This window comes from Pantoea anthophila (genome assembly GCF_026104315.1).
Taxonomy (GTDB): Bacteria; Pseudomonadota; Gammaproteobacteria; order Enterobacterales; family Enterobacteriaceae; genus Pantoea; species Pantoea anthophila.
Window position 1 is genome coordinate 687,369 of sequence record NZ_CP110473.1, and the last position, 24,556, is coordinate 711,924.

Genomic DNA, 24,556 nt, shown 5'->3' on the forward strand with positions numbered 1-24,556 from the left:
ATCGTGATGAAAACCCTGAAGAACTGGACGCTGCATCAGCAGGCCGACCACTTTGTTGAACTCAAGGTCGAAGAGCGGCATCACCTGCGGCTTTACGTGCTGGAGGAGAAGCTGATACGCGTTCTGCTGAAGCGCGATGGCGAGCTGGCACTGGACCGCACCTGGAGCATTGCGCCGGTTACGGATGTGCCCTGGCAGGGACGGGACCGTGAGGCGCTGGACGGCTTTACGCTGCCGCCCTTTCAGGTTGAGCACGATGCCCAGCAGCTGCGCCTCAGCACGTCACGGCTGCGGGTTACGGTGCATCAGCCGCTCTGCCTGAGCTGGGAGCAGTTTGATGGTGAGAGCTGGCAGCCGCTGACCGCCGACCGTCACACCGGCGCCTATCTGCTCAATGCGCACGGGGATGGGGTGGAGCACTATCAGCGTCGTCAGCCCCAGGATCGGGTTTACGGTCTGGGCGAGAAGAGCGGCGACCTGAACCGCGTCAACCGTCGCTTTGAGATGCGCAACCTCGACGCGATGGGCTACAACGCTGCCAGCACCGACCCGCTCTATAAACATATTCCCTTTACCCTGACGCAACGCGATGGCGTCAGCTTCGGTTTGTTTTATGACAACCTCAGCAGCAGCTGGCTGGATCTCGGTAACGAACTGGATAACTACCATCTGCCTTACCGCCGCTACCGCGCTGAGGCGGGCGACCTTGATTACTATATGATGCTGGGCCCGACGCTGCTCGACGTCACCAAAGCCTTTGTCCGCCTGACCGGACGGACACTGTTTCAGCCGAAGTGGAGCCTGGGCTACAGCGGCTCGACCATGCACTACACCGACGCGCCGGATGCGCAGCAGCAGCTGCAATCCTTTATCCGCCTGTGTCACGAGCATGAGATCCCCTGCGACTCGTTCCAGCTCTCTTCCGGCTATACCTCGATCAATAACAAGCGCTACGTGTTCCACTGGAACTATGACAAAGTCCCGAATCCCGACGGCCTGAGCGCGGCGTTTCACGATGCCGGGATGAAGCTGGCGGCTAACATCAAGCCCTGTCTGTTGCAGGATCATCCGCGCTATCAGGAGGTGGCGGCCCGGGGGCTGTTTATTCGTGACTCTGAGCAGGATCGCCCTGAGCGTTCGGTGTTCTGGGATGATGAGGGCTCGCACCTCGATTTTACCCATCCGGAGGCGGTGCGCTGGTGGCAGGAGAACGTCACCCGGCAGCTGCTGGAAAAGGGCATCGACGCCACCTGGAACGACAACAACGAATATGAGGTGTGGGATGGCGAGGCACGCTGTCACGGCTTTGGTCAGCCGATCGCCATCAAGCATATCCGGCCGGTAATGCCGCTGCTGATGATGCGCGCCTCCATGGAAGCGCAGCAGCAGTTCGCCCCGAACAAGCGTCCCTATCTCATCTCGCGTTCCGGCTGCGCCGGGATGCAGCGTTACGTACAGACCTGGAGCGGGGATAACCGCACCAGCTGGCAAACCCTGCGCTACAACATCCGCATGGGGCTGGGCATGAGCCTGTCAGGGCTGTTTAACGTCGGACACGATGTCGGCGGATTCTCGGGCGATAAACCCGATGCCGAGCTGTTTGTGCGCTGGGTTCAGAATGGCGTGATGCATCCGCGCTTTACCATTCACTCATGGAATGACGACCACACGGTGAACGAACCCTGGATGTACCCGGAGGTGACGCCGATGATCCGCGAGGCGATCCGGCTGCGCTATCGTCTGATGCCTTATCTCTACACGCTGGCCTGGCTGGCCAGTTCAGAAGATGAGCCGATGCTGCGTCCGACCTTCCTCGACCACGAGCAGGACCCGCGAACCTATGAGGAGTGTGATGATTTTATGCTGGGTCGTGATCTGCTGGTCGCCAGCGTGGTGGAGCAGGGCGCGCGCAGCCGTCAGGTCTATCTGCCCCATCATGCCGGTGGCTGGTATGACTGGCACAGCGGCAGGGCGTTTGCGGGCGGCGAGACGATCACACTGGATGCGCCGCTCGATCGGCTGCCTTTGCTGGTGCGGGCCGGTGCGGTTATTCCGCTGGGTGAGTGTGAAAGCACGACCAATGCGCGGCGCGATACGGTGCGGCAGTGGCAAATATGGCCTGCACCTGAAGGGGTAACAACGCAGGGGCAAACCTTTGACGATGATGGTGAGAGTCACGGCTGGCAGCAGGGGAACGCCCTGTGGCTCAGCTGGACGTTGTGCAGCAGCGCCACGCGCATCGATCTGACGGTGGAAAAACGCGGTGATTATCAGCCTGCCTGGCGGGAGATCGCGCTGTTACTGCCTGCGGGTGAAGATCGCGAGCTATGGGTGAATGGCGAGAAAGCGGCGAGTTACCGGCTGCAGTAGCTGTGTTGAGGTGGCAAAGCCGAATCAATCAGGTTCCGGACAGCAACGCTTAAGTTCAGCTGGCAGGGAACAGGGTCAGAGGAGGAAAGCGTCCCGCGCCAGGGATGGCGCGGAACGAGCGTGCCAGGGATGGCGGCTTTTGCGTCTTTCCGATCTGACCCTGTTCCCTGTGAAAGCACGATCTCACAGCGACCCGGTCTTCTGACTCAGTGGTCCCGACAGAGATTACTCCGCGTGGTTCTCGGTGCTCATGCGGCCCAGATCTTTGTCGACCAGGAAGAGACCGTTGCCGCTGTTGCTGACCAGCGCCAGTTTATCCAGCACGGTTTTGAACAGCTTCTCTTCTTCGTGCTGCTCGGCAACATACCACTGCAGGAAGTTGAAGGTGGAGTAATCCTGTGAGGTCATGGCGGCATGTGCCAGCTCATTGATTTTACGGGTGATAAGCTGCTCGTGCTCCAGCGCCTGCTCCAGGATCTCATTCAATGAATTGAAGGAAACCGGCGGTGCCGCGATGGTTCCCAGTACCGGCATTGCGCCGGTGTCGCTCAGGTAATCAAACAGACGCTGCATGTGCTGCATCTCTTCACGTGAGTGCATTTTAAGGAAGGACGCGGCACCCTCAAAGCCTTTGTCACAGCACCAGGCGCTCATTTGCAGATAAAGATTGGCAGAGAAAAATTCCAGGTTCAGCTGGTCGTTTAAACGTCCAGTCATTTCAGCAGTCAGCATGGCCGAGTCCTTTTTACGAAGATGTTAATTAAACAGGCAGATGCGGCGAATTATGCATCAGATATGTTAGTAATGTGAAGTCTTTTTCGCAAAACAGGGCAATTTATCTGTTTGATTTAAATAGAATTATTCAGCAATTTGAATGCGACCAATTCTCATTTTGTATTACAGGTTATCGGCCTGAAAACAGAGGGGGCGGCACCACGCTAGTGCACCTGTACAGCATCCTGCTGGTGCAATCGCCCTGATGGCGGCATACGAGCGCGGCTACCGGATACGGCCAGCAGGCACGCATCCGCAGCGGACACAAAATAAATTTCCGTGCAGTCGCGCATATCGCGGGGATGAGAGAGCCGGAGAGGCGAAACAGGGCAGGAATAAAGGCTGACTGCGGCAGCACTGGCATAAATCCTGCTTAGAACTTAGTTCCATATATTGAAACTTGCCCCGACAGGGAACAGGGGCTGGTCTGGTGATCAGGAGAAAATCATGTCAGATGAAACCCGCGTTACACCGATGAAAATGACGGCGACCCGAGGCAGTTATGTCGCGTTAATTTTTGCCATTCTGTTTTTTTCCGGGCTCTTTTATAACGTCGACGGTCTGAAATGGCTTGGCGCGTTTGATTTCACCACGCTGGGCGGCAGTTTTGGCACCATGAAAGATCCCGCCAGTAACACCTTTCTCGGCGCAGGCGGGCTGAGTGCCAAAGCCGGCTTCCTGTTCGCCCTGTCGCTGACGCCTACCGTCATGCTGGCGCTGGGCGTGCTGGAGATCTTTACCCACTACGGCGCGATTCGGGCGGCGCACCGGCTGCTGACGCCCTTACTCAGACCTCTGATGGGGCTGCCGGGGCATTGCGGGCTGGCACTCATCACCGACCTGCAAAGCACCGACGCGGGTGCAGCGTTAACGAAAGAGATGGCCGATCAGAAGCAGATCGGTAAGAAAGAGGTGGTGGTCATGAGCGCCTGGCAATATTCCGGGGCCGGGTTAATCAATAACTACTTCGCCATCGGTTCCGCACTCTTTGCCTCAATGACGCTGCCGATCATCATTCCGCTGTTAGTCATGTTCGCGCTGAAATTTGTCGGTGCGGCCATCACGCGCGCTGTGCTAAACAGTGTTTATAAGAAGGATTTTATCGATGGAAAATAAAAGCGTTACTGCCAGCAGCAATCCGTTTGACGTATTTGTGACCGGCGCACGGAAAGGTTTTCATATCGCCATCCACAACCTGATGCCGAATGTGGTGATGGCCTATGTGCTGGCGGAGGTGCTGAATCTGCTGGGCATCATGCAGTTCCTTGGCCATGTTTTTGCGCCGGTCATGGGGCTGTTCGGCTTGCCGGGTGAAGCGATCACGGTGCTGCTGACGGCCTGGCTCTCGTCGTCGGCAGGAACCGGCGTGGCGGTCAGCCTGCTGACCAAAGGGCTGCTGACCGGGGCAGATATCACCATCCTGGCGCCGGCGATTTTTCTGATGGGATCGCAACTGCAATATATGGGACGGCTGCTGGGTGTGGCCGATGTACCCAAAAAATACTGGCCGCTGCTGATGCTGGTCAGCATCATCAACGCGCTGATCGCCATGTCTGTTATGCGTCTGTTTATTCAGGAGTAACGTTTTGACTAAGGTACTGGAGCATTATCACACGCTGCATGAAATCCCGGAGCTCGGTTTTCAGGAGTTCAAAACCTCGGCTTATATCGCTGATCAGCTGGAGAAAGCGGGCCTGAAGGTGACGCGCAACATTAACAACACCACCGGTATCGTGGCGGAGATTGACAGCGGTGTCCCGGGGCCGGTGCTGGCGCTGCGGGCGGATATGGATGCACTGGGACACGTGATCGACGGTGTCCCCTGCGCGCGGCACACCTGCGGTCACGATGGTCACTCGTCGGTGGTGCTGACGGCGGCCGCGGCGCTGCTGCAGGAGGGCACAGTGAAACGTGGCCGGCTGAAGATCCTGTTTCAGCCCGCCGAGGAGCTGGGCGCCGGTGCGCTGTCGATGATCGAGGGGGGCGCGCTGGATGATGTAGAGATGATTCTGGGCTTCCATCTGCGTCCGCTGGAGGAGTGTGTCGTGGGGCAGGCGGTGCCTGCGGTGCTTTACTCCGCCTGCAGCACGCTGGAAGCGACGATTAAAGGCCAGCCTGCCCACGCGGCGCGTCCGCATCTGGGCGTGAATGCGCTCGATGCCGCCGTTCAGGCGGTGCAGGCGGTCAACGCCCTGCATCTCTCTCCCGGCCTGACCTGGAGCGTTAAAGCGACCCGTTTCCTGTGTGATGCCGGGGTAACAAACTCGGTGCCGGATGAAGCCCGTGTGGTGTGGGATCTGCGCTCTCAGGAGAATGGACCGATGACCCAGCTGAAAGAGCAGGTCACGCGCGCCATTACCCACAGCGTGGCGGCGCTGGGGGCCAGCGCCGAGGTCCGGGTGCTGAAAGAGATGCCTGCGGCCGAGATCGATGATGAAGCCACGGCGGTGATCCGCGCCGCTATCGTTGAGGTACTGGGCGAAGCGGGTGCACTGCCGGCCCGCACGACGCCAGGCAGCGAGGACTTTTTCTACTATCCGGTGAAGCGTCCGGGGGTGAAAGCGGGGTTCTGGGGGCTGGGTACTAACCTGACGCCAGGGCTGCACCATCCCGATATGCGATTTGACCTCAGCTCGCTGGAGATCGGCGTGCAGATCTTCAAAGCCTGCGTCAGAAAGGTGCTGGGATAACGAAAACAGGGCGGGCGCGGGACAGCCCCGCCCTGAGCTACTCTTCACCGCGCTATCTCCGCTAAATCCCGCCCCTTCCCCTGTAGGCCGCGCGCGCAAAATATTGTATGCTATGCCGCCTTAAAGCTGACCAGGTAACCGGAATTCACGCCAATGTAACTTCGCGCTGACCCGCCAACGATAAAAGTTCGTTCTGGCACCGTTTACCCGCCGGTAAGGTTCTGCCGGCCACCGTGATTTATCAGCAGCGCCTGTGACCCGCGCTGCTCCATTGAGAAGAATTCATGTCTAATCCCTTTTTAGAAGAGGTGGCACGCCGCCGCACCTTCGCGATTATTTCGCATCCGGATGCCGGTAAAACCACGATTACCGAAAAAGTGCTGCTGTTCGGACAGGCTATCCAGACCGCCGGTACGGTAAAAGGCCGTGGCTCTAACCAGCACGCCAAGTCGGACTGGATGGAGATGGAGAAACAGCGTGGTATCTCCATTACCACCTCGGTGATGCAGTTCCCTTACCGTGACAGCCTGGTGAACCTGCTGGATACCCCAGGTCACGAAGATTTCTCGGAAGACACCTACCGCACCCTGACCGCCGTGGACTGCTGTCTGATGGTGATCGATGCCGCGAAAGGCGTCGAGGATCGTACCCGTAAGCTGATGGAAGTCACCCGTCTGCGCGATACGCCGATCCTGACCTTTATGAACAAACTTGACCGTGACATCCGCGATCCGATGGAGCTGCTGGATGAGGTGGAAAGCGAGCTGAAAATCGCCTGCGCACCGATCACCTGGCCGATTGGCTGCGGCAAGCTGTTCAAAGGGGTTTATCACCTCTACAAAGATGAGACCTACCTCTACCAGTCCGGTAAAGGGCACACCATTCAGGACGTGCGCATCGTGAAGGGGCTGAATAACCCGGAACTCGACAGCGCCGTCGGTGAAGATCTGGCGACGCAGCTGCGTGAAGAGCTGGAGCTGGTGCAGGGTGCCTCGCACGAGTTTGAGCAGGAAGCGTTCCTGAGCGGCGAACTCTCGCCGGTCTTCTTCGGCACCGCGCTGGGTAACTTTGGCGTGGACCATATGCTGGATGGCCTGGTCTCATGGGCGCCGCGTCCGATGCCACGTCAGACCGACACCCGCACTGTAGAAGCGCAGGAAGAGAAGTTCACCGGCTTTGTCTTTAAGATCCAGGCAAACATGGACCCGAAACACCGTGACCGCGTCGCCTTTATGCGTGTGGTTTCCGGGAAGTATGAAAAGGGGATGAAGCTGCGTCAGGTGCGCACCGGCAAAGATGTGATGATCTCCGATGCGCTGACCTTCATGGCGGGCGACCGTTCCCATGTGGAAGAAGCCTATCCTGGCGACATCATCGGCCTGCATAACCACGGCACCATTCAGATCGGCGACACCTTTACTCAGGGTGAAAATATGAAGTTCACCGGGATTCCGAACTTCGCGCCAGAACTGTTCCGCCGTATCCGCCTGCGCGATCCGCTGAAGCAGAAACAGCTGCTGAAAGGGCTGGTTCAGCTGTCGGAAGAGGGCGCCGTGCAGGTGTTCCGCCCGGTGCACAACAACGATCTGATCGTGGGTGCGGTCGGGGTGCTGCAGTTCGACGTGGTCGTCGCACGCCTGAAGAGCGAATATAACGTCGAAGCGATCTACGAAGCGATCAACGTCTCTACGGCGCGCTGGGTTGAGTGCGACGACGTGAAAAAGTTTGATGACTTCCAGCGTAAAAACGAAGTTAACCTGGCGCTCGATGGCGGCGATAATCTGACCTATATCGCGCCTACCATGGTCAACCTCAATATTACCCAGGAACGTTATCCGGACGTTCGTTTCCGCAAAACGCGCGAGCACTGATCGCGCTGTTTCCGGGCCATTCCAGCAGGGAATGGCCCTGTTTTCCCCGCTACAGACTCCTCCTAAAAACCCTGTTTTTCTGCTGTTTTAACGTGCGATCAACCAGTTAGCCAGGCAAATCACAAAATGCCGACTATGATTATTCTATCGGACGGCGAAAGAGACTTCTCTTGTCCTTACGTCCTGTAACGCAGCGGCACCTGTGCTGCTGTTTCGCCCACAGTTTTGGGTGAGTTAACTGATAGAAGGAAGATATCGATGAACAAGACTAAGATTGCTAAAACCCTGATGGCCGCCATGATTGGCTCAGCACTGATCAGCGGCAGCGCCCTGGCTGACGAATCACTTTCTCAGAAAGCGTCTCAGACTGCCGACAGCGCGGGTTCGAAAATCGATAGTTCTATGAAAAAAGTCGATGGTTATATGGATGACAGCGGCATCACCGCCAAAGCCAAAGCGGCACTGGTGGATGACGACGCCATTAAAAGCACGGATATCTCGGTAAAAACGCATCAGGGCGTCGTGACCTTAAGCGGTTTCGTCACCTCACAGGATCAGGCTGAAAAGGCTGTGGCTGTGGTGCAGAAAATCGAAGGTGTTAAATCCGTCAGCGACAAACTACACGTCAGAGACAGCAAAACCACTTCTGTGAAAGGTTATGCGGGCGATGCCGCAACGACCAGCGAAATTAAAGCTAAGCTATTAGCGGATGACATTGTTCCGTCGCGCAACGTTAAAGTTGAAACCACCGACGGCGTTGTTCAGCTTTCAGGGCACGTGGCGAGTAAGGCACAGTCAGACCGTGCTGAAAGCATCGCTAAAGCCATTGAAGGCGTGAAAAGCGTTAAGAATGACCTGACGGTTAAATCTTAATGGCTGCAGTGCGGTCTCGGTTGTGGCCGCACGAATAAAAGAGACCCATCCGGGGATGAAATAAGCAGTTCGAATTTAAATAGGGTAAGGAGAGGCTTATGTTTCGTTGGGGCATTATTTTTCTGGTGATCGCACTGATTGCTGCAGCGTTAGGTTTTGGCGGTTTAGCGGGTACAGCAGCATGGGCAGCTAAAGTTGTCTTCGTTGTTGGTATTATCCTGTTCCTCATCAGCCTGTTTACCGGCCGTAAAAAGCTTTAGCCGATGAGTCCTGCAGTGTAATGCAACGCAAAGCATAGAGCGGAGACCAGTCATCGTCAGCGACAGACGTGAAGAGAGGGACACCTTCATATCGCGACGGTGGTAAGCCTGCCTGACAGGTTTACCGGTTAAAGGAATAGAGGACTGGTTCTCCGGAATGCTGCCGCTGCAAGCGGATTGCTCCCCCAGCCTGCCCGGAGCCCTTCTGAGGTTCGTACAGTGGGTATACGCATTCCTGTCACGCTTGGTGCCATTGAACCTCTGGCACTGATCCCCTTTAAATCGCAGAAGATTGCCCTGGTGTGTGAAGGCGGCGGTCAGCGCGGTATTTTCACCGCCGGTGTCCTGGATGAATTTCAGCGCGCCCGATTTAACCCGTTTCAGCTGATGCTTGGCACCTCTGCCGGTGCACAAAATCTCTCTGCCTATGTCTGTGGTCAGCCCGGCTATGCCCGGCGCGTCATTACCCGATATACCACCAGCAAACTCTTTTTCGATCCGCTGCGCTTTGTGCGCGGGGGAAATCTGATCGATCTCGACTGGCTGATTGAGATTACCCGCAGTGAATTTCCGCTGGCGATGAGCAGTGCAGAGCAGATGTTCTCCAGCGGCCGCGAATTTTATATGTGCGCCTGCCGCAGTGACGATTACACCCCTGGCTACTTCACGCCCACTGCCGACAACTGGCTGGATCTGATCAAAGCCTCCAGCGCCATCCCCGGCTTTTACCGGCTGGGGGTCAATCTGGAGGGGATCAGCTATCTCGACGGCGGCATCAGCGATGCCATTCCGGTGCGGGAGGCGGCCCGTCGCGGGGCTGACACCATCGTGGTGATCCGCACCGTGCCGTCGCAGATGTTCTACACCCCGAAATGGTTCAGGCGGATGGAGCGCTGGCTCAGTACCGGCGCGTTGCAGCCAATGGTGAATGTGGTCAACCGGCATGAACAGAGCTATCGGGAAATTCAGCAGTTCATTGAGAATCCCCCCGATGATTTGCGTATCATCGAAATCTTTCCGCCGCATGCGCTGGCCAGCAGTGCGCTTGGCAGCCGCATCAGCTCACTGAATCAGGATTATCATCTGGGACGGCGCTGCGGCCGCTATTTCCTCGCGACGCTGGGGCAGTGGCTGAGCGATGCGGAACCGCTGACCTCGCCGCGCATCGTCACGCCCGCTGCCCCGGTGGCGAACGCGCCCGATACCCGCCAGATTATCACGCCGCCGCTGGCGGATAACGATGAGCATTACGACAAAGGATCGCTGGCATGAAGTTTATCGACACGCACTGCCACTTCGACTTTCCGCCGTTTGAGGGGGACATTTCCGCCAGCCTGGCGCGCGCCGCTGAGGCGGGCGTGGAGAAGATCATCGTTCCGGCGATTGATGCCACCCGCTTTGAGCGGGTCTCTGCGCTGGCCGCGGCGCATCCGGCCTTATATGCCGCGCTGGGGCTGCATCCGATCGTGATTGAAGCGCATCAGGCCTCCCATCTCGACCAGCTTGAAACGCTGCTGCAACAGCGACCGCGTAAGCTGGTGGCGATCGGCGAGATCGGGCTGGATCTCTATCGCGACGATCCGCAGTTTGATAAGCAGCAGCGCTTTCTTGAGGCGCAGCTTAAGCTGGCGAAAACCTATCAGTTGCCGGTGATCCTGCATTCACGGCGCACGCATGACAAACTCGCGCAGATCCTGCGTCGTCACGATCTGCCGCGCCGTGGCGTGGTGCATGGCTTTGCTGGCAGCCTGCAGCAGGCGCAGGCTTTTATCCGGCTGGGCTATGCGATTGGCGTTGGCGGCACCATTACCTATGAGCGCGCCAGCAAAACCCGTCAGACCGTGGCGCAGCTGCCACTCTCTTCGCTGCTGCTGGAAACCGATGCCCCTGATATGCCGCTGCAGGGCTTTCAGGGCCAGCCCAATCGTCCTGAACGGGCGCGTCGGGTGTGGGAGGTGCTCTGCAGCCTGCGTGACGAGTCACCTGAAGAAATTGCCGATGCCTTGTGGCACAACAGCCAGCAGCTGTTCCGGCTCGATCCCGCCTTTCCGGCGCTGCGCCCTTAAATGTGATAATAGTAACATCGCATCGCGTGACGTATAATGGCCATTAATCCGCGTTATCTGCGATTTTTGTCACAGCCTGCGTGGTAATTTTGCACCAATTTCTTATTTCTATGTGACTGCTGGCACATATCAGGCCGCTTCAGAGTGTTATTATTATAACATTCCGCCGGCGAGCCGGTGGGTTGCACCCCGATTCTTTGGAGAGCCTCATGACCGATATCAAACACCTCGCCCTGCGCGCCCTGAAACTGATGGATTTGACTACCCTGAATGAGGACGACACCGATGCAAAAGTGATCGCCCTGTGCCATCAGGCCAAATCCCCGGCAGGCAACACCGCCGCAATCTGCATCTATCCGCGTTTTATTCCGATTGCGCGTAAAACGCTGCGCGAGCAGGGCACGCCGGAGATTCGTATCGCCACGGTGACGAACTTCCCGCACGGCAATGATGACATCGACATTGCGCTGGCCGAGACCCGTGCCGCAATCGCCTACGGTGCCGATGAAGTGGATGTGGTGTTCCCCTATCGCGCGCTGATCGCCGGGAACAGTCAGGTCGGCTTCGATCTGGTCAAAGCCTGTAAAACGGCCTGTGCGGAAGCGAATGTGCTGCTGAAAGTGATCATCGAAACCGGTGAGCTGAAGCAGGAAGCGCTGATTCGTCAGGCGTCAGAAATCGCCATCGACGCCGGTGCCGACTTTATCAAAACCTCTACCGGCAAAGTGCCGGTCAACGCGACGCCCGAAGTGGCGCAGATCATGATGAATGTGATCCGGGATAAAGGCGTCAGTGAGCAGGTTGGCTTCAAACCTGCGGGCGGCGTGCGCACCGCGGAAGATGCCGCACTCTATCTGCAAATGGCGGAAGAGACGCTGGGCGCCGACTGGGCCGATGCGCGCCATTTCCGCTTTGGTGCCTCCAGCCTGCTGGCGAGCCTGCTGAATACCCTGGGTCACGACAGCGACACCAGCAAAGCTGGTTACTGATCCTTCTGGCGGTCGCGGACCGCCTTTTCCCCACCGCATCTTTTCTGAACCAGGGGGCTTTCGTGTTCCTGCCACAAGAAATTATTCGTAAAAAACGTGACGGCCATGCGCTGACTGAAGAGGAGATTCGCTTCTTCATCAACGGCGTGCGCGATAACAGCGTTTCGGAAGGCCAGATTGCTGCGCTGGCGATGACCATCTATTTTCATGATATGACCCTGCCTGAGCGGGTGGCGCTGACGATGGCGATGCGCGACTCCGGTACGGTGCTCAACTGGCAATCACTCCATCTCAACGGCCCGGTGGTGGACAAGCACTCTACCGGCGGCGTTGGCGATGTGACGTCACTGATGTTAGGACCGATGGTGGCGGCGTGCGGCGGCTATGTGCCGATGATCTCCGGGCGCGGATTGGGCCACACCGGGGGCACGCTGGATAAGCTGGAGGCGATTCCGGGCTTCGACATCTTCCCCAGCGATGACCGTTTTCGCGAGATCATTAAGCAGGTGGGTGTGGCGATTATCGGCCAGACCAGCTCGCTGGCCCCGGCGGACAAGCGTTTCTACGCCACGCGTGACATCACCGCCACCGTTGATTCCATTCCACTGATTACCGCCTCGATTCTGGCGAAGAAGCTGGCCGAGGGACTGGATGCACTGGTGATGGATGTGAAAGTCGGCTCTGGCGCGTTTATGCCAACCTATGACGCCTCTGAGCAGCTGGCGCAGTCGATCGTGGGCGTCGCCAATGGCGCAGGCTGTCAGACCACAGCCCTGCTGACCGACATGAATCAGGTGCTTGCCTCCTCCGCAGGTAATGCGCTGGAAGTGCGTGAAGCGGTGCGTTTCCTTACCGGAGAGCAGCGCAATCCGCGCCTGCTGGAGGTGACGCTGGCGCTCTGCAGTGAAATGCTGATCTCCGGTAAACTGGCTGCCAGCGACGCCGAAGCGCGTCAGAAGCTGATGGCGGTGCTGGACAACGGCAGCGCGGCCGACTGCTTCGGGCGTATGGTTGCGGCTCAGCAGGGGCCGGCCGATTTTGTCGAACGCTACGACACCTATCTGCCACAGGCGATGCTGAGCAGACCGGTATATGCCGACCAGCCAGGCATCGTCAGCCGTATGGATACCCGTGCGCTGGGGCTGGCTGTGGTCGCGCTGGGCGGCGGACGTCAGCGTGCCAGCGACAGCATTGATTACAGCGTCGGCCTGAGCGACATGATCACCCTGGGCGAACGGGCCGACGCACAGCGTCCTCTGGCGATGATTCACGCCAGCAGCGAAGAGCAGTGGCTGCAGGCCGCCGCCGCGGTGAAAGCCGCGCTGGTGCTGGGTGACAGCGCCCCGGCTGAGACGCCGGTTGTCTATCGCCGTGTGAGCGATATCCGCTAACTGGCCCGTAACCCGTGCCAGCCGCGATGCATTCAGGTATACTGATCTGATCGCTTTTTTTTGACTTGTCACGCGCCAATGCGCAGGAGACTTGCATGAAACGTGCTTTTATTATGGTTCTCGATTCCTTTGGAATTGGCTCCAGTAAAGATGCCGATAAGTTCGGTGACGCAGGTTCAGATACCCTGGGTCACATCGCTGAAGCCTGTTTTAAAGGTGAAGCAGACAAGGGACGTAAAGGCCCTCTGCATCTGCCTAATCTTACCGCGCTGGGTCTGGGTAAAGCCGCGGAGCTGTCGACCGGTCGCTTCCCGGCCGGTCTGGACCCTGAGGCGACGATCACCGGCGCCTACGCCTACGCCAGTGAGCTGTCTTCGGGCAAAGATACGCCGTCAGGCCACTGGGAAATCGCCGGTGTGCCGGTACTGTTTGACTGGGGCTACTTCAGCGACAAAGAGAACAGCTTCCCGCAGGATTTGCTGGACAAGCTGGTGGAGCGCGCTGACCTGCCGGGCTACCTCGGAAACTGCCACTCATCAGGCACCGTGATCCTCGATCAGCTGGGCGAAGAGCATATGAAAACCGGCAAGCCGATTTTCTATACCTCGGCAGACTCGGTGTTCCAGATCGCCTGTCATGAAGAGACCTTTGGCCTCGACCGCCTCTATGCGCTGTGCGAAATCGCCCGTGAAGAGCTGACGGAAGGGGGCTATAACATCGGCCGCGTGATTGCCCGTCCGTTTGTGGGTGACAAAGCGGGGCAGTTTGAGCGCACCGGTAACCGTCACGACCTGGCGGTTGAGCCACCTTCAGCCACCATGCTGAAAAAGCTGGTGGATGAGAAAGGCGGGCATGTGATTTCAGTGGGCAAAATCGCCGATATCTATGCGGAGCAGGGCATTACCAAAAAGGTCAAAGCGACTGGTCTGGATGCGCTGTTTGACGCGACGATCCAGGAGATGAAAACGGCGCCGGATCAGGCGATTGTTTTCACCAACTTCGTGGATTTTGACTCCACCTGGGGGCATCGCCGCGATGTCGCCGGTTATGCTGGCGGCCTGGAGCTGTTTGACCGTCGCCTGCCTGAGCTGATGGAACTGGTCGGCGAAGATGACATTCTTATCCTCACCGCGGACCACGGCTGTGACCCGACCTGGCAAGGCACCGAGCATACGCGTGAGCACATTCCGATTCTGATCTACGGACCGAAGGTGGAGCCAGGCTCACTGGGCTACCGCGAGACGTTCGCCGATATTGGTCAGACAATTGCACACTACTTTGGCCTGTCCGACATGGACTATGGCAAGAACATGCTGTAAATCAGCACTTTAATAAGGATTTAAACCATGGCTACTCCTCACATCAATGCTGAAATGGGCGATTTTGCCGATGTTGTTCTGATGCCCGGCGATCCGCTGCGTGCAAAGCACATCGCAGAAACCTTCCTGGAAAACCCGGTTGAAGTGAACAATGTGCGTGGCATGCTGGGCTACACCGGCACTTACAAAGGCCGCAAAGTCTCTGTCATGGGTCACGGAATGGGTATCCCTTCCTGCTCCATCTACACCAAAGAGCTGATCACTGACTTCGGCGTGAAGAAGATCATCCGTGTTGGCTCCTGTGGAGCCGTGCGTCCTGACGTCAAACTGCGTGACATCGTGATTGGTATGGGTGCCTGCACCGATTCCAAAGTGAACCGTATGCGTTTCAAAGATCACGACTTCGCGGCGATTGCTGACTTCGACATGGTGCGCAACGCGGTGGATGCGGCGAAAAACCTGGGTGTTGAAGCACGCGTCGGTAATATCTTCTCTGCCGACCTTTTCTACACCCCGGATCCGCAGATGTTCGACGTGATGGAAAAATATGGCATCCTCGGCGTTGAGATGGAAGCGGCAGGCATCTACGGTGTGGCCGCTGAGTTTGGCGCCAAAGCCCTGACCATCTGCACGGTATCAGACCACATCCGCACGCATGAGCAGACCACAGCGGCTGAACGTCAGACGACGTTCAACGACATGATTAAGATCGCACTGGAATCTGTCCTGCTGGGTGATTAATCCCTCTGGCGGGCGCTGTCGTCCGCCATCTGTTCAGATCCTCTTTACCCGGAGGATCTGCCTCACTCCCCCGCGCTCTCCCGTAACATTCACATCAAATGACACACTTTTGCCGAGGCTTGTGCATCTTCGTGCTGGCACCGCCGCGAACGCGCTTTATTATGGTGCGCAACAACAGATAATAATTAATCGCCTGATAATGCCCCCTGATGAATTTTCGTAACTTCGAAGCTGAAGAGAAGCTCTTTGCCCGCCGTGCTGCAGTTGCCTTTGCTCTGGTCTGTCTCTGTTTCACTATTCTTGGCGTGAACCTTTTCCGTCTGCAGGTGCGCGATCACGGCTATTACCAGACGCGCTCCAATCAGAACGACATCAAGATGATCCCCATCGCGCCGACGCGCGGATTGATCTATGACCGCAACGGCATTCCGCTGGTGCGTAACGTCAGCTGGTACGCCATCACGCTGACGCCGTATAAAATCAGCGACATGGAAGCGACGCTGCGCGAGCTGACGCCGCTCGTGGATCTGACGCCCGATGAGATCGACACCTTCCGCCATGCGCTGAAGCAGACCAGCCGCTACAAGCCGGTGGTGCTGAAAGAGGAGCTGACCGAAGAGGAGGTCGCCCGCTTTGCGGTGAATCAGTTTCGCTTCACCGGTGCCAGTCTTGAGACCTATCAGGATCGGGAATATCCCTACGGGGCCGATCTGGCACATGTGGTCGGTTATGTTTCGAAAATCAACGACAGCGACTACAAGCGCCTGAATGAAGAGGGGATCGCCGAAAACTATGCGGCGGACCATAACATCGGCAAGCAGGGCATTGAGGGCTATTACGAAGCGCTGCTGCACGGCAAGCCGGGCTATCAGGAAGTGGAAGTGGATAACCACGGCCGCATTGTCCGGGTGCTGAAAGAGGTGCCGCCGGTGGCAGGGAAGAACCTGACGCTGACGCTGGATCTCCATCTGCAGCAGTATGTGGAAAGCCGCCTGGCGGGGCAGCGTGCGGCGCTGCTGATTGAAGATCCGCACGACGGTTCGGTGCTGGCGATGGTCTCCAGCCCCAGCTATGACCCCAATCCGTTTGTCAAAGGCATCAGCTATCAGGCCTACAAAAAGCTGCTGCAGGATAAAAACCTGCCGCTGATTAACCGCGTCACGCAGGGACTCTATCCGCCCGCCTCGACGGTAAAACCTTACATGGCGATGTCGGCTCTGCTGACCCATGTGATTACGCCGCAGACGCAGTTCTTTGGCGCGCCGACCTGGACGCTGCCGGGCACCGACCGGCGCTATCGCGACTGGAAAAAGACGGGCCACGGTATGCTGGATGTGACCCGCGCCATTGAAGAGTCTGCCGACACCTTTTTCTATCAGGTGGCGTTTATGATGGGCATCGATCGCATTCACACCATGCTCAGCCAGTTCGGCTATGGCAAATCGACCGGTATCGATCTGAATGAGGAGTATAACGGCCTGCTGCCGAGCCGCGAGTGGAAACAGAAGGTGCATAAAAAGCCGTGGTATCAGGGCGATACGGTCTCCGTCGGCATTGGCCAGGGCTACTGGATTGCGACGCCGATTCAGATGGTGAAAGCGATGGTGGCGCTGATCAACAACGGCCGGGTGATTGCGCCGCATCTGCTGGAGAAAACCCAGCGCGGCACCCTGGTAGAGAACTACCATCCACCGCTGCGCGAAACGCAGATTGGCGATCCCCATTCTCCCTACTGGGCGCTGGTGCGCCGTGCGATGTTTGGCATGGCGAACTCACCTAACGGCACCGGCTATAAATATTTCCACACGGCGCCTTATGGCATCGCCGCGAAAAGTGGCACCTCGCAGGTTTTCAGCCTGCGCCAGAACCAGACCTATAACGCGAAGATGATCCCGGTCCGGCTGCGTGACCATATCTTCTACACCGCCTTTGCCCCCTTTAACGACCCTAAGGTCGCGGTGGCCCTGATTCTGGAGAATGGCGGCGGGGAAGGGGTGACGGCTGCGCCGGTGATGCGGGACATTCTGGACCATATCTTTATCCCGCCCGCGTCAGAGGCGACGGCGTCCGCCACCCAGACCGCGCAGACCGCGCAATAAAAGGGGGCAACAGCCCCCGCAGCCACTCAGGCCTTAAGCGTTCTGGCGACCTGGCCGATGGCACGCACCACATCGGTTGCGCCTTCGCGGATTTCGGCGATGACGCCGCCCGCTTCCTGGGCCAGCTGCACGCCCTGATCCGCGCGCTTCAGGTTCGATTCGATCCCCTTCAGCGCGCGGCTCGCCAGCACGTGGTTTTGCTGTATCCGGTTTTCGATGTCGGTAGTCGCGCGGTTGATGTTCGCCGCCAGCGTGCGCACTTCGTTTGCCACGACCGCAAAGCTGCGGCCATGGCTGCCCGCTCTTGCGGCCTCAATGGCGGCATTCAGTGCCAGCAGGTTGGTCTGATCGGCAATGCGCCGGATCCCTTCGACAATCGCGCCGATACGATCTGATGACTCGCTCAGGCCGGTAATATCGCCGGAGATGCCCTGCAGTTCCCCCGCCAGCGCATTCATGGTCTGAACGCTGCTGGCAATCACATCGGCACCCAGCCGTGTACTCTCATCCGTCTGCAGCGCGGTGTGATAAGCCTGCTGCGCCGCGTCATGCTCCTGCTGATTCTTTTCTACCTGAGCGGTGACATCTGTCGCGAATTTGACGATTTTGTAGAGCCGGCCCTGTTCGTCAAACACCGGGTTGTAGGTTGCGCGCAGCCAGATAGTCTCACCGGCTTTGTTGACGCGGGGAAACTGACCGGAGACAAATTCACCCCGGTTGAGCTGCTGCCAGAATTCGCTGTATTCCCGGCTGTCGCGCAGCGCCTGCGAGCAGAAGTGGCTGTGATGGATACCTTCGATCTCCTCGCGGCGGTAGCCCATAGTTTTCAGAAAGTTATCATTGGCTTTGAGCACCTCGCCCTTGAGGTTAAAGGCGATTACTGCCATAGAGCGCTCAATGGCGGTCGTGATGGCGCGCTGCTCCTGGGCGTCGTTGATATGGCCGGTAATGTCGGTGGCCAGCTTAACGATTTTGATCACCCGGCCATGTCGGTTCTGCACCGGGACATAGTTGGCTTCGAGCCACACAGGGCGGCTGTTTTTGGCTACGCGCAGAAACTTGTCGCTGAAGCTCTCTCCCCGGTTCAGTCGCCGCCAGAAATCCTGATAATCTTTCGACTGTAACTGCTCTGCGGTGCAGAACAGGCTGTGGTGCTGGCCTTCTATCTCTGCCAGCGTGTAGCCCATCCGCGCCAGAAACAGCGAGTTGGCGCTGAGAATGGTGCCGTCAGGCGAAAATTCGATCATGGCGATAGATCCGTTAAGCGAGCTCAGCGTGGCTGCTGAGTGTGCGCGTTTCTGCCAGCTGTGACGTGCAGCGATTCCTGATGTAATGGTGGAAAACATAGCGATCCTTATTATTAGTGTGGGATTCGCCTTATTTATCGGCATCCGCGCGGCACAATGGAGTTTTTACCGGTCCGCTGACTACAATTTATTCTGACGACAGTCACGTTTTTGGTCTCAGGAGAGCCACAGCGGGCGGGTTGATGGAAAAGCGGGCAGTCGATCTGATTTTAGCGAAAAGCGTTTGACGCTGCCGGGCCGCTTTGGTTTAATGCGCCCCGTTGCCCGAATAGCTCAGTCGGTAGAGCAGGGGATTGAAAATCCCCGTGTCCCTGGTTCGATTCCGGGTTCGGGCACCAAAATTTGAAACCCTCGCTTCGGCGGGGGTTTTTGCTTTTCAGAGCGAACCCGTTATCGAACGTTCGATACACGCGCCATATCCCACTTCATAACCCTCCACTGATTTGCCCGCGTTCGCTCACTCATCCGGTCACCCGCCAGAAAGATTTCACGGCGAAATCAATTTACCGTCTCGCCTCTGTGCTGTGTTGCCAGGCTGCCACCGCCTGATATGCTGCTCAGCCTGCAATTGGCCGCGACTAATCGTGTTTTATACGCCTCTCTTTACAGAATCACTCTGACAGGCACAATACCCCTTTCTCAATCCTGTCTTACGGTCATGTCAGAAGAAGCGCTGCGTCTGCAGATACAGAACCTGAAAAAGCATAATGCGCGGCTGAAGCGTATAGCGCATGACGCCCGGACAAAACTCAATGCGGCGCTGGATGGCACCGGGCTGTTTCTGTGGCAACTGGACATTCCCAGCGGCAAGCTGGTGATCTTCAACCGGCGCTGGGGTGCCATGCTGGGCTTCCAGCCGAAAGAGACTGACGCCACGTTTGAATCCTGGAAAGAGAGCCTGCATCCCGATGATGCCGCCGAGGTTTTACGCGCGTTTTACGACCACATTACCGGGAAAGCGCCCTACTACGAGGCCCTGCATCGCATGATCGCCAAAAATGGCAGTATCGCCTGGGTACTGGATCGTGGCCGGGTCAGCGAGTGGAATGAAGCGGGGCAGCCGGTCAAAGTAATCGGCACGCATATCGACATGACCAAAGAGAAGCAATATGAAGAGCAGCTCGCGCTGCTGGCGCTGCACGATCCCCTGACATTACTCAACAATCGTCATGCACTGCAAAGTGCCTTCTGCGAACTCAAAGCGCAGGGGCCGCTCTGTGTCGTCTTTATTGACCTGGATAACTTCAAGCACGTCAATGACACGCTGGGTCACCGCAGCGGTGACGAAGTACTCATTGAGCTGAGTCAGCGGCTGACGCAAAGCGTTCCGGAAGCGGTCATCACCGGCCGGCTCGGTGGGGATGAGTTTGTCCTGTTGCTGCCCTTTGCCATCATTCATCCGCAGGTCAGAGCGCTGGCCCATGCCTGCCTGGATGCCGTTCTGACGCCGTTTGAGATGGCAAACGGACACGCCATGATCGGGGCTTCTGTGGGCGTATCTCAGGTGCAGGCCAGCGATGATTTCGACACCGCGCTGGCGCGCGCGGATGAAGCGATGTACCGCATCAAGAAAAACGGCAAACGCGGTGTGGCTTTTGATCCTGACATTACCCGATTACTGTGACCTGATATACCCGGCTGTGCGCGCTCTCCATCAGGCGTAACGGCACACCCCACCAGATCTTCTCTTTTCACACTTCATCACACTCCTGCCTGTGTCGCAGAGCGGCAGGGTTGATGCCAGCCTCCGCAGAAAACACTTTTTAGTACTATTCCGAAAGCCTCACCTTCACTCTCCACATGCTTAAATTATACCGCTTCGCTTAGTCATTAATTTCAGGGCCGGAAATGGCCTATGATTTTAATTAAAATTCTCGTTAAACCATGATAATTGATCATTTATTGATCAAATTCACCATTTTAAACCTGATGCTCATAATGCCGTGCGCTTCGCTTAATTCTGATCCTGAAAAGACGCGGCCTGGATTTATTTCGCGCTTCGCTTAGGGAAATTGATCGTTTGTTGATCATCTTCACCACCTGATATTGAAGAAGTTATGTTGCAGCCGCTTCGCTTACGATTTTTTCAATTGGACATTTTTCGAAAAAGATCGATTAATAGGGCGCGGCGAATTTGGTTATAAAGTTTTGACACGCCGTTGCGCTTTTTTGAATAGGAAAAGGCGATAGTTGAAATGCGTTATCAATCCGGATGAGGGCAGAGCCACCAATAAACCAGAGCGATGACGGATTTTTATTTGGCTCGCTTGATCGGTCCGATTTTCTGTCTACATTTAGATTGCTGAATCGGCCTGATGAAGCATTAACTGTGCAAATTCTGATTTTTAATTCAAAGAGGAACACAGAATGACTCAATATCGTGGTGGGGCCGGAAACTTTGCGGCTGACAAAGAGCGTGCGGCTGAAGCCGGGCGCAAAGGCGGCCAGAAAAGCGGCGGGAACTTTAAGAATGACCCCGAGCGGGCTATTGAGGCAGGGCGCAAAGGAGGTAAGGTCAGTCGCCGCAGCTAAACCCTTAAGCGCTGTCATCACAGCAGGTTAACAGGTTAAGCGGGCCACAGAGATTCTCTTTAATTTTCCTTAAAGATAATTACCCCCTGAATTATGTCGCTGCTTAATGACTGGCAGCAACAGATATCCTTAATTAAACCGGATGGGTTTACCTGTCCGGTTTTTTTATTTCCGTTTCGTTAAAGCTATACGGTTTAATAAAAGTTTGTACAGATGAAGTTTTGCTTGGTGCATTTTTTATGCGCCGGATTCCGGAAATGTATACAGTGATTTATAACCTTGTACAAATTCCGATGTCGCGAGCGAAGCCGTAACGTGGAAAATGCTTTTCAGCTAACATGCTTCTGCAAAAAGGAAAATGCATTTTACATGCCACTTTTGTCTCAAATTCATACTACCGAAGCGTGCGATATTAAGAATCTCCACTAGACTTTCCATGTGTCAACGATATGACTGGCGTTGCGTTATTACCGACGCAGCTTTTTAATCAATGAGGCTATCTTATGACAGTGAAAACGTTAAACGATCTGTTCATCCATGACTTATCCGATGTATACAGCGCTGAGAAACAGATAACCCGTGCATTGCCTAAAATGGCGCGTGCTGCCAGTGACGAAACGCTTGTTGCTGCGTTTAATCAACACCTGGAAGAGACCCGGGTGCAGATTGAACGCCTCGACGAACTGGTAGAGGTAACACCTGAAGTTAAAATTAAACGTATGAAATGCCATGCGCTTGAAGGTCTGGTTGAGGAAGCGCAGGAGATCATCGACTCGGTCGAGAAGGGAGAAGTCCGCGATCAGGGGCTGATCGGGGCAGCGCAGAAAGTTGAGCACTATGAGATTGCGACTTACGGCACCCTGCATGCGCTGGCGTTAAAGCTGGGCTACACCAAAGCCGCCGAGCTGCTGGAAGCGACACTGAATGAAGAAAAACAAACGGATGAAAAGCTGACCTCGGTCGCTGAGTCGATTACCGTCTCTTAAGGAGTGACACATGACTGCAATTGAGCATTATCATGACTGGCTGCGCGATGCGCATGCCATGGAAAAACAAGCGGAAAGCATGCTGAGCAAAATGTCGGGCCGTCTTGAACATTATCCGGCGCTGGAACAGCGCCTGGCCCAGCATCTGGATGAGACAAAACATCAGCTGACATTGCTGGAACAGCTGCTCGACAGCCACGGTATCGATCATTCCGTGATGAAAGATGCGATGGGCAAAATGGCGGCCACCGGCCAGGCCGTGGGCGGCATGTTTAACTCTGATGAAGTGGTGAAAGGCGCTATCAGCGGCTATGTGTTTGAGAATGCCGAGATCGCCAGCTACACCAGCCTGATTGCGGCGGCAGAACAGGTAGGGGATACCCAGGGTGTACGGATCCTCAGCGAAATCCGTGACCAGGAAGTGGCAATGGCAGAGTGGCTGTTGCAGCATCTGCCTGAAGTGACGCAGCAGTTCCTGCAGCGGGCGTCACAGCCAGGCACGGAAGCGAAGAAATAGCGCAGAAACAGTCTGCATAAAAAAGCCGGGATGCCCCGGCTTTTTTGCGTCAATGCTGTTCTGTGTGTCAGTCTGCCATCAGATGACCATACATCGTCATCAACTTACGGGTTACCCCGTTGGTCCAGCCAAAGCCATCCTGTAGCGGATATTCACCGCCGCCACCCGGACGGGCGCGATCGCCGCTGATGTCATATTTCTCGACCAGCTTATGGTGCAGCTGATAAAAGTTATTGACCGTGTTGAGCCAGTTAACCGCCACTTCACTCGCCAGCGTCTCTTCGCCATAGTTATTCAGGCCAACCACGGCCATCCACTGCATCGGCGCCCAGCCGTTTGGACGGTCCCACTGCTCGCCGCTTTCAACCATAGAGGTCAGCAGACCGCCGTTGCTCAGCAGCAGATGGCGCAGCGAGATCGCCTGCAGATGTGCCTGATGCGGTGTAGCCAGCCCGACAAACAGCGGCACGACTGACGCTACCGTAAAGGCCCCAAAGCGCTCACGCCGCCAGTCATAGTCGCGGAAAACGCCTGCGGTGCTGTCCCACAGATAGCGGGTGATGGCGCGTTTACGCGCTTCCGCTTTTTTCTGCCACGCCAGCGCCGTCAGCTCTTCGCCTTTGGCATGCGAAAGCGTGGCGATCATCAGTTCCAGCTTGTAGAGAAACGCGTTGAGATCGATCGGGATGAACTGCGTCGTCCGGATGCTCGACAGCCGTTTCGGGTTACGCAGCCAGCGCGAGGAGTAATCCCAGCCCGATTCCGCCCCGGCGCGCAGGTCGCGATAGACCTCGCTGGCCGGACGTTTAGATTCACGCGCGGTTTCCACATCTTCGCTCCAGGATTCATCACGCGGCGTATCGCGGTCATCCCAGTAGCGGTTGAGCAGTGAGCCGTTTGGCATGCGCACCACATGACGATAGGCCTGGTTCGGCATCAGTGAACCGGCGCCGTCCATCCAGAACTGATATTCCTTCATCAGCTGTTCCTGATAGCGTTTGGCACCGCGCACGCCATCTTCTTCAAACAGCTCGACCATCAGGGCAAATACCGGCGGCTGAGAGCGGCTCAGGTAATAGGTGCGGTTGCCGTTAGGCACATGACCGTAGTTATCGATCAGCCACGCAAAGTTGTCCGCCATATGACGCAGCAGATCGTCGCGGCCCGATTCTGCCAGGCCGAGCATCGTAAAGTAGGAGTCCCAGTAGTAGGTTTCACCAAAGCGTCCGCCGGGAACCACATAGGGTTTAGGCAGTGGCAGCAGCGATGAGTGCGGCATATGCTGCTGCGGCATTTTGGTCAGAACCGGCCACAGGTCATCAATATGCTCGTTGAGCGTTTTATCCGGGTTGGAGACATAGAAGCTTTCATTTACGCCAGGCAGATAAAAGTGATCGGCGACAAAACGCGACAGGTCGAAGTCACTGCTGCGTTTCTGCCGACGATATCGCATCAGCACATCCAGCGGATCGTACTTTGGCGAACAGTCGGGGAAGGTTTTGCTGTCCTCGAAAATTCGCGACATCTGGACATGTTCAAACAGTTCCAGATAACGATCGGCAGGCGTCAGCGCATCCGGCGCCGGCAGGCCTTCGATCAGCTCCGGTTCCGGTTCAGAATCCTGCATGCGATCCAGTTTCAGTTCATGGGGATCGTATTGATACTCAACTTCCGCCCCGGCACGAACCTCTTCAAGTGCATTTTGTTGCTGGCGATAAGTATTAATAGCGGCCTCCTGAGCGGTCATGGTTGCACAAAGGACAAATTATAG

The 24,556-nt window shown here is 56.6% G+C and carries 21 protein-coding genes and 1 tRNA gene; 19 read left to right on the forward strand and 3 right to left on the reverse strand.

Features of this window, described 5'->3' with window-relative positions; translation table 11 throughout:
- Nucleotides 1-6: 6 nt before the first annotated feature.
- Entirely contained in the window at nt 7-2,370 is a 2,364-nt protein-coding gene (locus OJ965_RS05835) for a glycoside hydrolase family 31 protein (protein WP_265138246.1), read from the forward strand.
- A gap of 225 nt (nt 2,371-2,595) precedes the next feature.
- Here OJ965_RS05835 and ftnA read toward each other — a convergent pair whose 3' ends face one another.
- A complete protein-coding gene (gene ftnA / locus OJ965_RS05840) occupies nt 2,596-3,102 on the reverse strand; it encodes a non-heme ferritin (protein ID WP_009087216.1) in 507 nt (168 codons plus the stop codon).
- A 489-nt stretch (nt 3,103-3,591) separates the two neighbouring features.
- Between ftnA and OJ965_RS05845 the strand changes: the two genes are divergently transcribed.
- The 13 genes from OJ965_RS05845 (at nt 3,592) to mrdA (ending at nt 17,443) form a co-directional block, all read left to right on the forward strand.
- Entirely contained in the window at nt 3,592-4,260 is a 669-nt protein-coding gene (locus OJ965_RS05845) for a nucleoside recognition domain-containing protein (RefSeq protein ID WP_009087213.1), read from the forward strand.
- Nucleotides 4,250-4,726: a YjiG family protein gene (locus OJ965_RS05850; RefSeq protein ID WP_009087211.1), complete on the forward strand. Its 477-nt coding sequence runs from the start codon at nt 4,250-4,252 to the stop codon at nt 4,724-4,726. The genes OJ965_RS05845 and OJ965_RS05850 overlap by 11 nt, the downstream gene beginning before the upstream one ends.
- A 4-nt stretch (nt 4,727-4,730) precedes the next feature.
- Nucleotides 4,731-5,834 (forward strand): M20 peptidase aminoacylase family protein, encoded by a 1,104-nt coding sequence (locus tag OJ965_RS05855; RefSeq protein WP_009087209.1) that lies wholly within the window; start codon nt 4,731-4,733, stop codon nt 5,832-5,834.
- A 284-nt stretch (nt 5,835-6,118) separates the two neighbouring features.
- A complete protein-coding gene (gene prfC / locus OJ965_RS05860; protein ID WP_009087207.1) occupies nt 6,119-7,705 on the forward strand; it encodes a peptide chain release factor 3 in 1,587 nt (528 codons plus the stop codon).
- Between the two features lie 258 nt (nt 7,706-7,963).
- Entirely contained in the window at nt 7,964-8,578 is a 615-nt protein-coding gene (gene osmY, locus OJ965_RS05865; RefSeq protein ID WP_046102542.1) for a molecular chaperone OsmY, read from the forward strand.
- Between the two features lie 98 nt (nt 8,579-8,676).
- The gene (locus tag OJ965_RS05870) at nt 8,677-8,838 is read left to right on the forward strand and encodes a DUF1328 domain-containing protein (protein WP_003848537.1); all 162 of its coding nucleotides are present in this window, start codon (nt 8,677-8,679) and stop codon (nt 8,836-8,838) included.
- 219 nt (nt 8,839-9,057) lie between these two features.
- Complete coding sequence (locus OJ965_RS05875; RefSeq protein WP_046102541.1) at nt 9,058-10,110, forward strand: patatin-like phospholipase family protein; 1,053 nt, start codon at nt 9,058-9,060, stop codon at nt 10,108-10,110.
- Complete coding sequence (locus OJ965_RS05880) at nt 10,107-10,904, forward strand: TatD family hydrolase (RefSeq protein WP_265138268.1); 798 nt, start codon at nt 10,107-10,109, stop codon at nt 10,902-10,904. The genes OJ965_RS05875 and OJ965_RS05880 overlap by 4 nt, the downstream gene beginning before the upstream one ends.
- 209 nt (nt 10,905-11,113) lie before the next feature.
- A complete protein-coding gene (deoC, locus tag OJ965_RS05885) occupies nt 11,114-11,893 on the forward strand; it encodes a deoxyribose-phosphate aldolase (protein ID WP_140924952.1) in 780 nt (259 codons plus the stop codon).
- 62 nt (nt 11,894-11,955) lie between these two features.
- Nucleotides 11,956-13,284, forward strand: coding sequence for a thymidine phosphorylase (gene deoA / locus OJ965_RS05890; RefSeq protein ID WP_265138271.1), 1,329 nt, complete (start codon nt 11,956-11,958; stop codon nt 13,282-13,284).
- Nucleotides 13,285-13,379: 95 nt separating this feature from the next.
- The gene (gene deoB / locus OJ965_RS05895) at nt 13,380-14,603 is read left to right on the forward strand and encodes a phosphopentomutase (RefSeq protein ID WP_009087193.1); all 1,224 of its coding nucleotides are present in this window, start codon (nt 13,380-13,382) and stop codon (nt 14,601-14,603) included.
- Between the two features lie 27 nt (nt 14,604-14,630).
- On the forward strand, nt 14,631-15,344 hold the full coding sequence (deoD, locus tag OJ965_RS05900) for a purine-nucleoside phosphorylase (protein ID WP_009087192.1): 714 nt from the start codon (nt 14,631-14,633) through the stop codon (nt 15,342-15,344).
- A 209-nt stretch (nt 15,345-15,553) separates the two neighbouring features.
- Nucleotides 15,554-17,443: a penicillin-binding protein 2 gene (gene mrdA, locus OJ965_RS05905; RefSeq protein WP_140924957.1), complete on the forward strand. Its 1,890-nt coding sequence runs from the start codon at nt 15,554-15,556 to the stop codon at nt 17,441-17,443.
- Nucleotides 17,444-17,469: 26 nt separating this feature from the next.
- Here the strand turns inward: mrdA and OJ965_RS05910 are convergent, their stop codons facing one another.
- On the reverse strand, nt 17,470-18,789 hold the full coding sequence (locus OJ965_RS05910; RefSeq protein ID WP_154929143.1) for a methyl-accepting chemotaxis protein: 1,320 nt from the start codon (nt 18,787-18,789) through the stop codon (nt 17,470-17,472).
- 223 nt (nt 18,790-19,012) lie between these two features.
- Between OJ965_RS05910 and OJ965_RS05915 the strand changes: the two genes are divergently transcribed.
- From OJ965_RS05915 to OJ965_RS05935, 5 genes are all read left to right on the forward strand, one after another.
- A tRNA-Phe gene (locus tag OJ965_RS05915) sits at nt 19,013-19,088 on the forward strand.
- Nucleotides 19,089-19,408: 320 nt separating this feature from the next.
- The gene (locus tag OJ965_RS05920) at nt 19,409-20,374 is read left to right on the forward strand and encodes a sensor domain-containing diguanylate cyclase (RefSeq protein WP_265138277.1); all 966 of its coding nucleotides are present in this window, start codon (nt 19,409-19,411) and stop codon (nt 20,372-20,374) included.
- Between the two features lie 743 nt (nt 20,375-21,117).
- Nucleotides 21,118-21,282, forward strand: coding sequence for a con-10 family general stress protein (locus tag OJ965_RS05925; RefSeq protein ID WP_004571242.1), 165 nt, complete (start codon nt 21,118-21,120; stop codon nt 21,280-21,282).
- Nucleotides 21,283-21,785: 503 nt separating this feature from the next.
- Complete coding sequence (locus tag OJ965_RS05930; RefSeq protein WP_009087186.1) at nt 21,786-22,268, forward strand: YciE/YciF ferroxidase family protein; 483 nt, start codon at nt 21,786-21,788, stop codon at nt 22,266-22,268.
- Nucleotides 22,269-22,278: 10 nt separating this feature from the next.
- Nucleotides 22,279-22,785, forward strand: a complete 507-nt coding sequence (locus OJ965_RS05935; RefSeq protein WP_009087185.1) for a ferritin-like domain-containing protein — start codon at nt 22,279-22,281, stop codon at nt 22,783-22,785.
- Nucleotides 22,786-22,852: 67 nt separating this feature from the next.
- Here OJ965_RS05935 and treF read toward each other — a convergent pair whose 3' ends face one another.
- Nucleotides 22,853-24,532 (reverse strand): alpha,alpha-trehalase TreF, encoded by a 1,680-nt coding sequence (treF, locus tag OJ965_RS05940; protein WP_009087184.1) that lies wholly within the window; start codon nt 24,530-24,532, stop codon nt 22,853-22,855.
- Nucleotides 24,533-24,556: the final 24 nt, after the last annotated feature.

Excerpts from the sequence above, each read along its gene's own strand:
- OJ965_RS05910 (WP_154929143.1), bottom strand. The coding sequence starts at position 18,789 with ATGTTTTCCACCATTACATCAGGAATCGCTGCACGTCACAGCTGGCAG.
- OJ965_RS05920 (WP_265138277.1), top strand. The coding sequence starts at position 19,409 with ATGTCAGAAGAAGCGCTGCGTCTGCAGATACAGAACCTGAAAAAGCAT.
- treF (WP_009087184.1), bottom strand. The coding sequence starts at position 24,532 with ATGACCGCTCAGGAGGCCGCTATTAATACTTATCGCCAGCAACAAAAT.
- prfC (WP_009087207.1), top strand. The coding sequence starts at position 6,119 with ATGTCTAATCCCTTTTTAGAAGAGGTGGCACGCCGCCGCACCTTCGCG.
- OJ965_RS05870 (WP_003848537.1), top strand. The coding sequence starts at position 8,677 with ATGTTTCGTTGGGGCATTATTTTTCTGGTGATCGCACTGATTGCTGCA.
- OJ965_RS05930 (WP_009087186.1), top strand. The coding sequence starts at position 21,786 with ATGACAGTGAAAACGTTAAACGATCTGTTCATCCATGACTTATCCGAT.
- OJ965_RS05850 (WP_009087211.1), top strand. The coding sequence starts at position 4,250 with ATGGAAAATAAAAGCGTTACTGCCAGCAGCAATCCGTTTGACGTATTT.
- mrdA (WP_140924957.1), top strand. The coding sequence starts at position 15,554 with ATGAATTTTCGTAACTTCGAAGCTGAAGAGAAGCTCTTTGCCCGCCGT.
- OJ965_RS05835 (WP_265138246.1), top strand. The coding sequence starts at position 7 with ATGAAAACCCTGAAGAACTGGACGCTGCATCAGCAGGCCGACCACTTT.
- deoC (WP_140924952.1), top strand. The coding sequence starts at position 11,114 with ATGACCGATATCAAACACCTCGCCCTGCGCGCCCTGAAACTGATGGAT.
- osmY (WP_046102542.1), top strand. The coding sequence starts at position 7,964 with ATGAACAAGACTAAGATTGCTAAAACCCTGATGGCCGCCATGATTGGC.
- deoB (WP_009087193.1), top strand. The coding sequence starts at position 13,380 with ATGAAACGTGCTTTTATTATGGTTCTCGATTCCTTTGGAATTGGCTCC.
- OJ965_RS05845 (WP_009087213.1), top strand. The coding sequence starts at position 3,592 with ATGTCAGATGAAACCCGCGTTACACCGATGAAAATGACGGCGACCCGA.
- ftnA (WP_009087216.1), bottom strand. The coding sequence starts at position 3,102 with ATGCTGACTGCTGAAATGACTGGACGTTTAAACGACCAGCTGAACCTG.
- OJ965_RS05925 (WP_004571242.1), top strand. The coding sequence starts at position 21,118 with ATGACTCAATATCGTGGTGGGGCCGGAAACTTTGCGGCTGACAAAGAG.
- OJ965_RS05935 (WP_009087185.1), top strand. The coding sequence starts at position 22,279 with ATGACTGCAATTGAGCATTATCATGACTGGCTGCGCGATGCGCATGCC.
- deoD (WP_009087192.1), top strand. The coding sequence starts at position 14,631 with ATGGCTACTCCTCACATCAATGCTGAAATGGGCGATTTTGCCGATGTT.
- OJ965_RS05880 (WP_265138268.1), top strand. The coding sequence starts at position 10,107 with ATGAAGTTTATCGACACGCACTGCCACTTCGACTTTCCGCCGTTTGAG.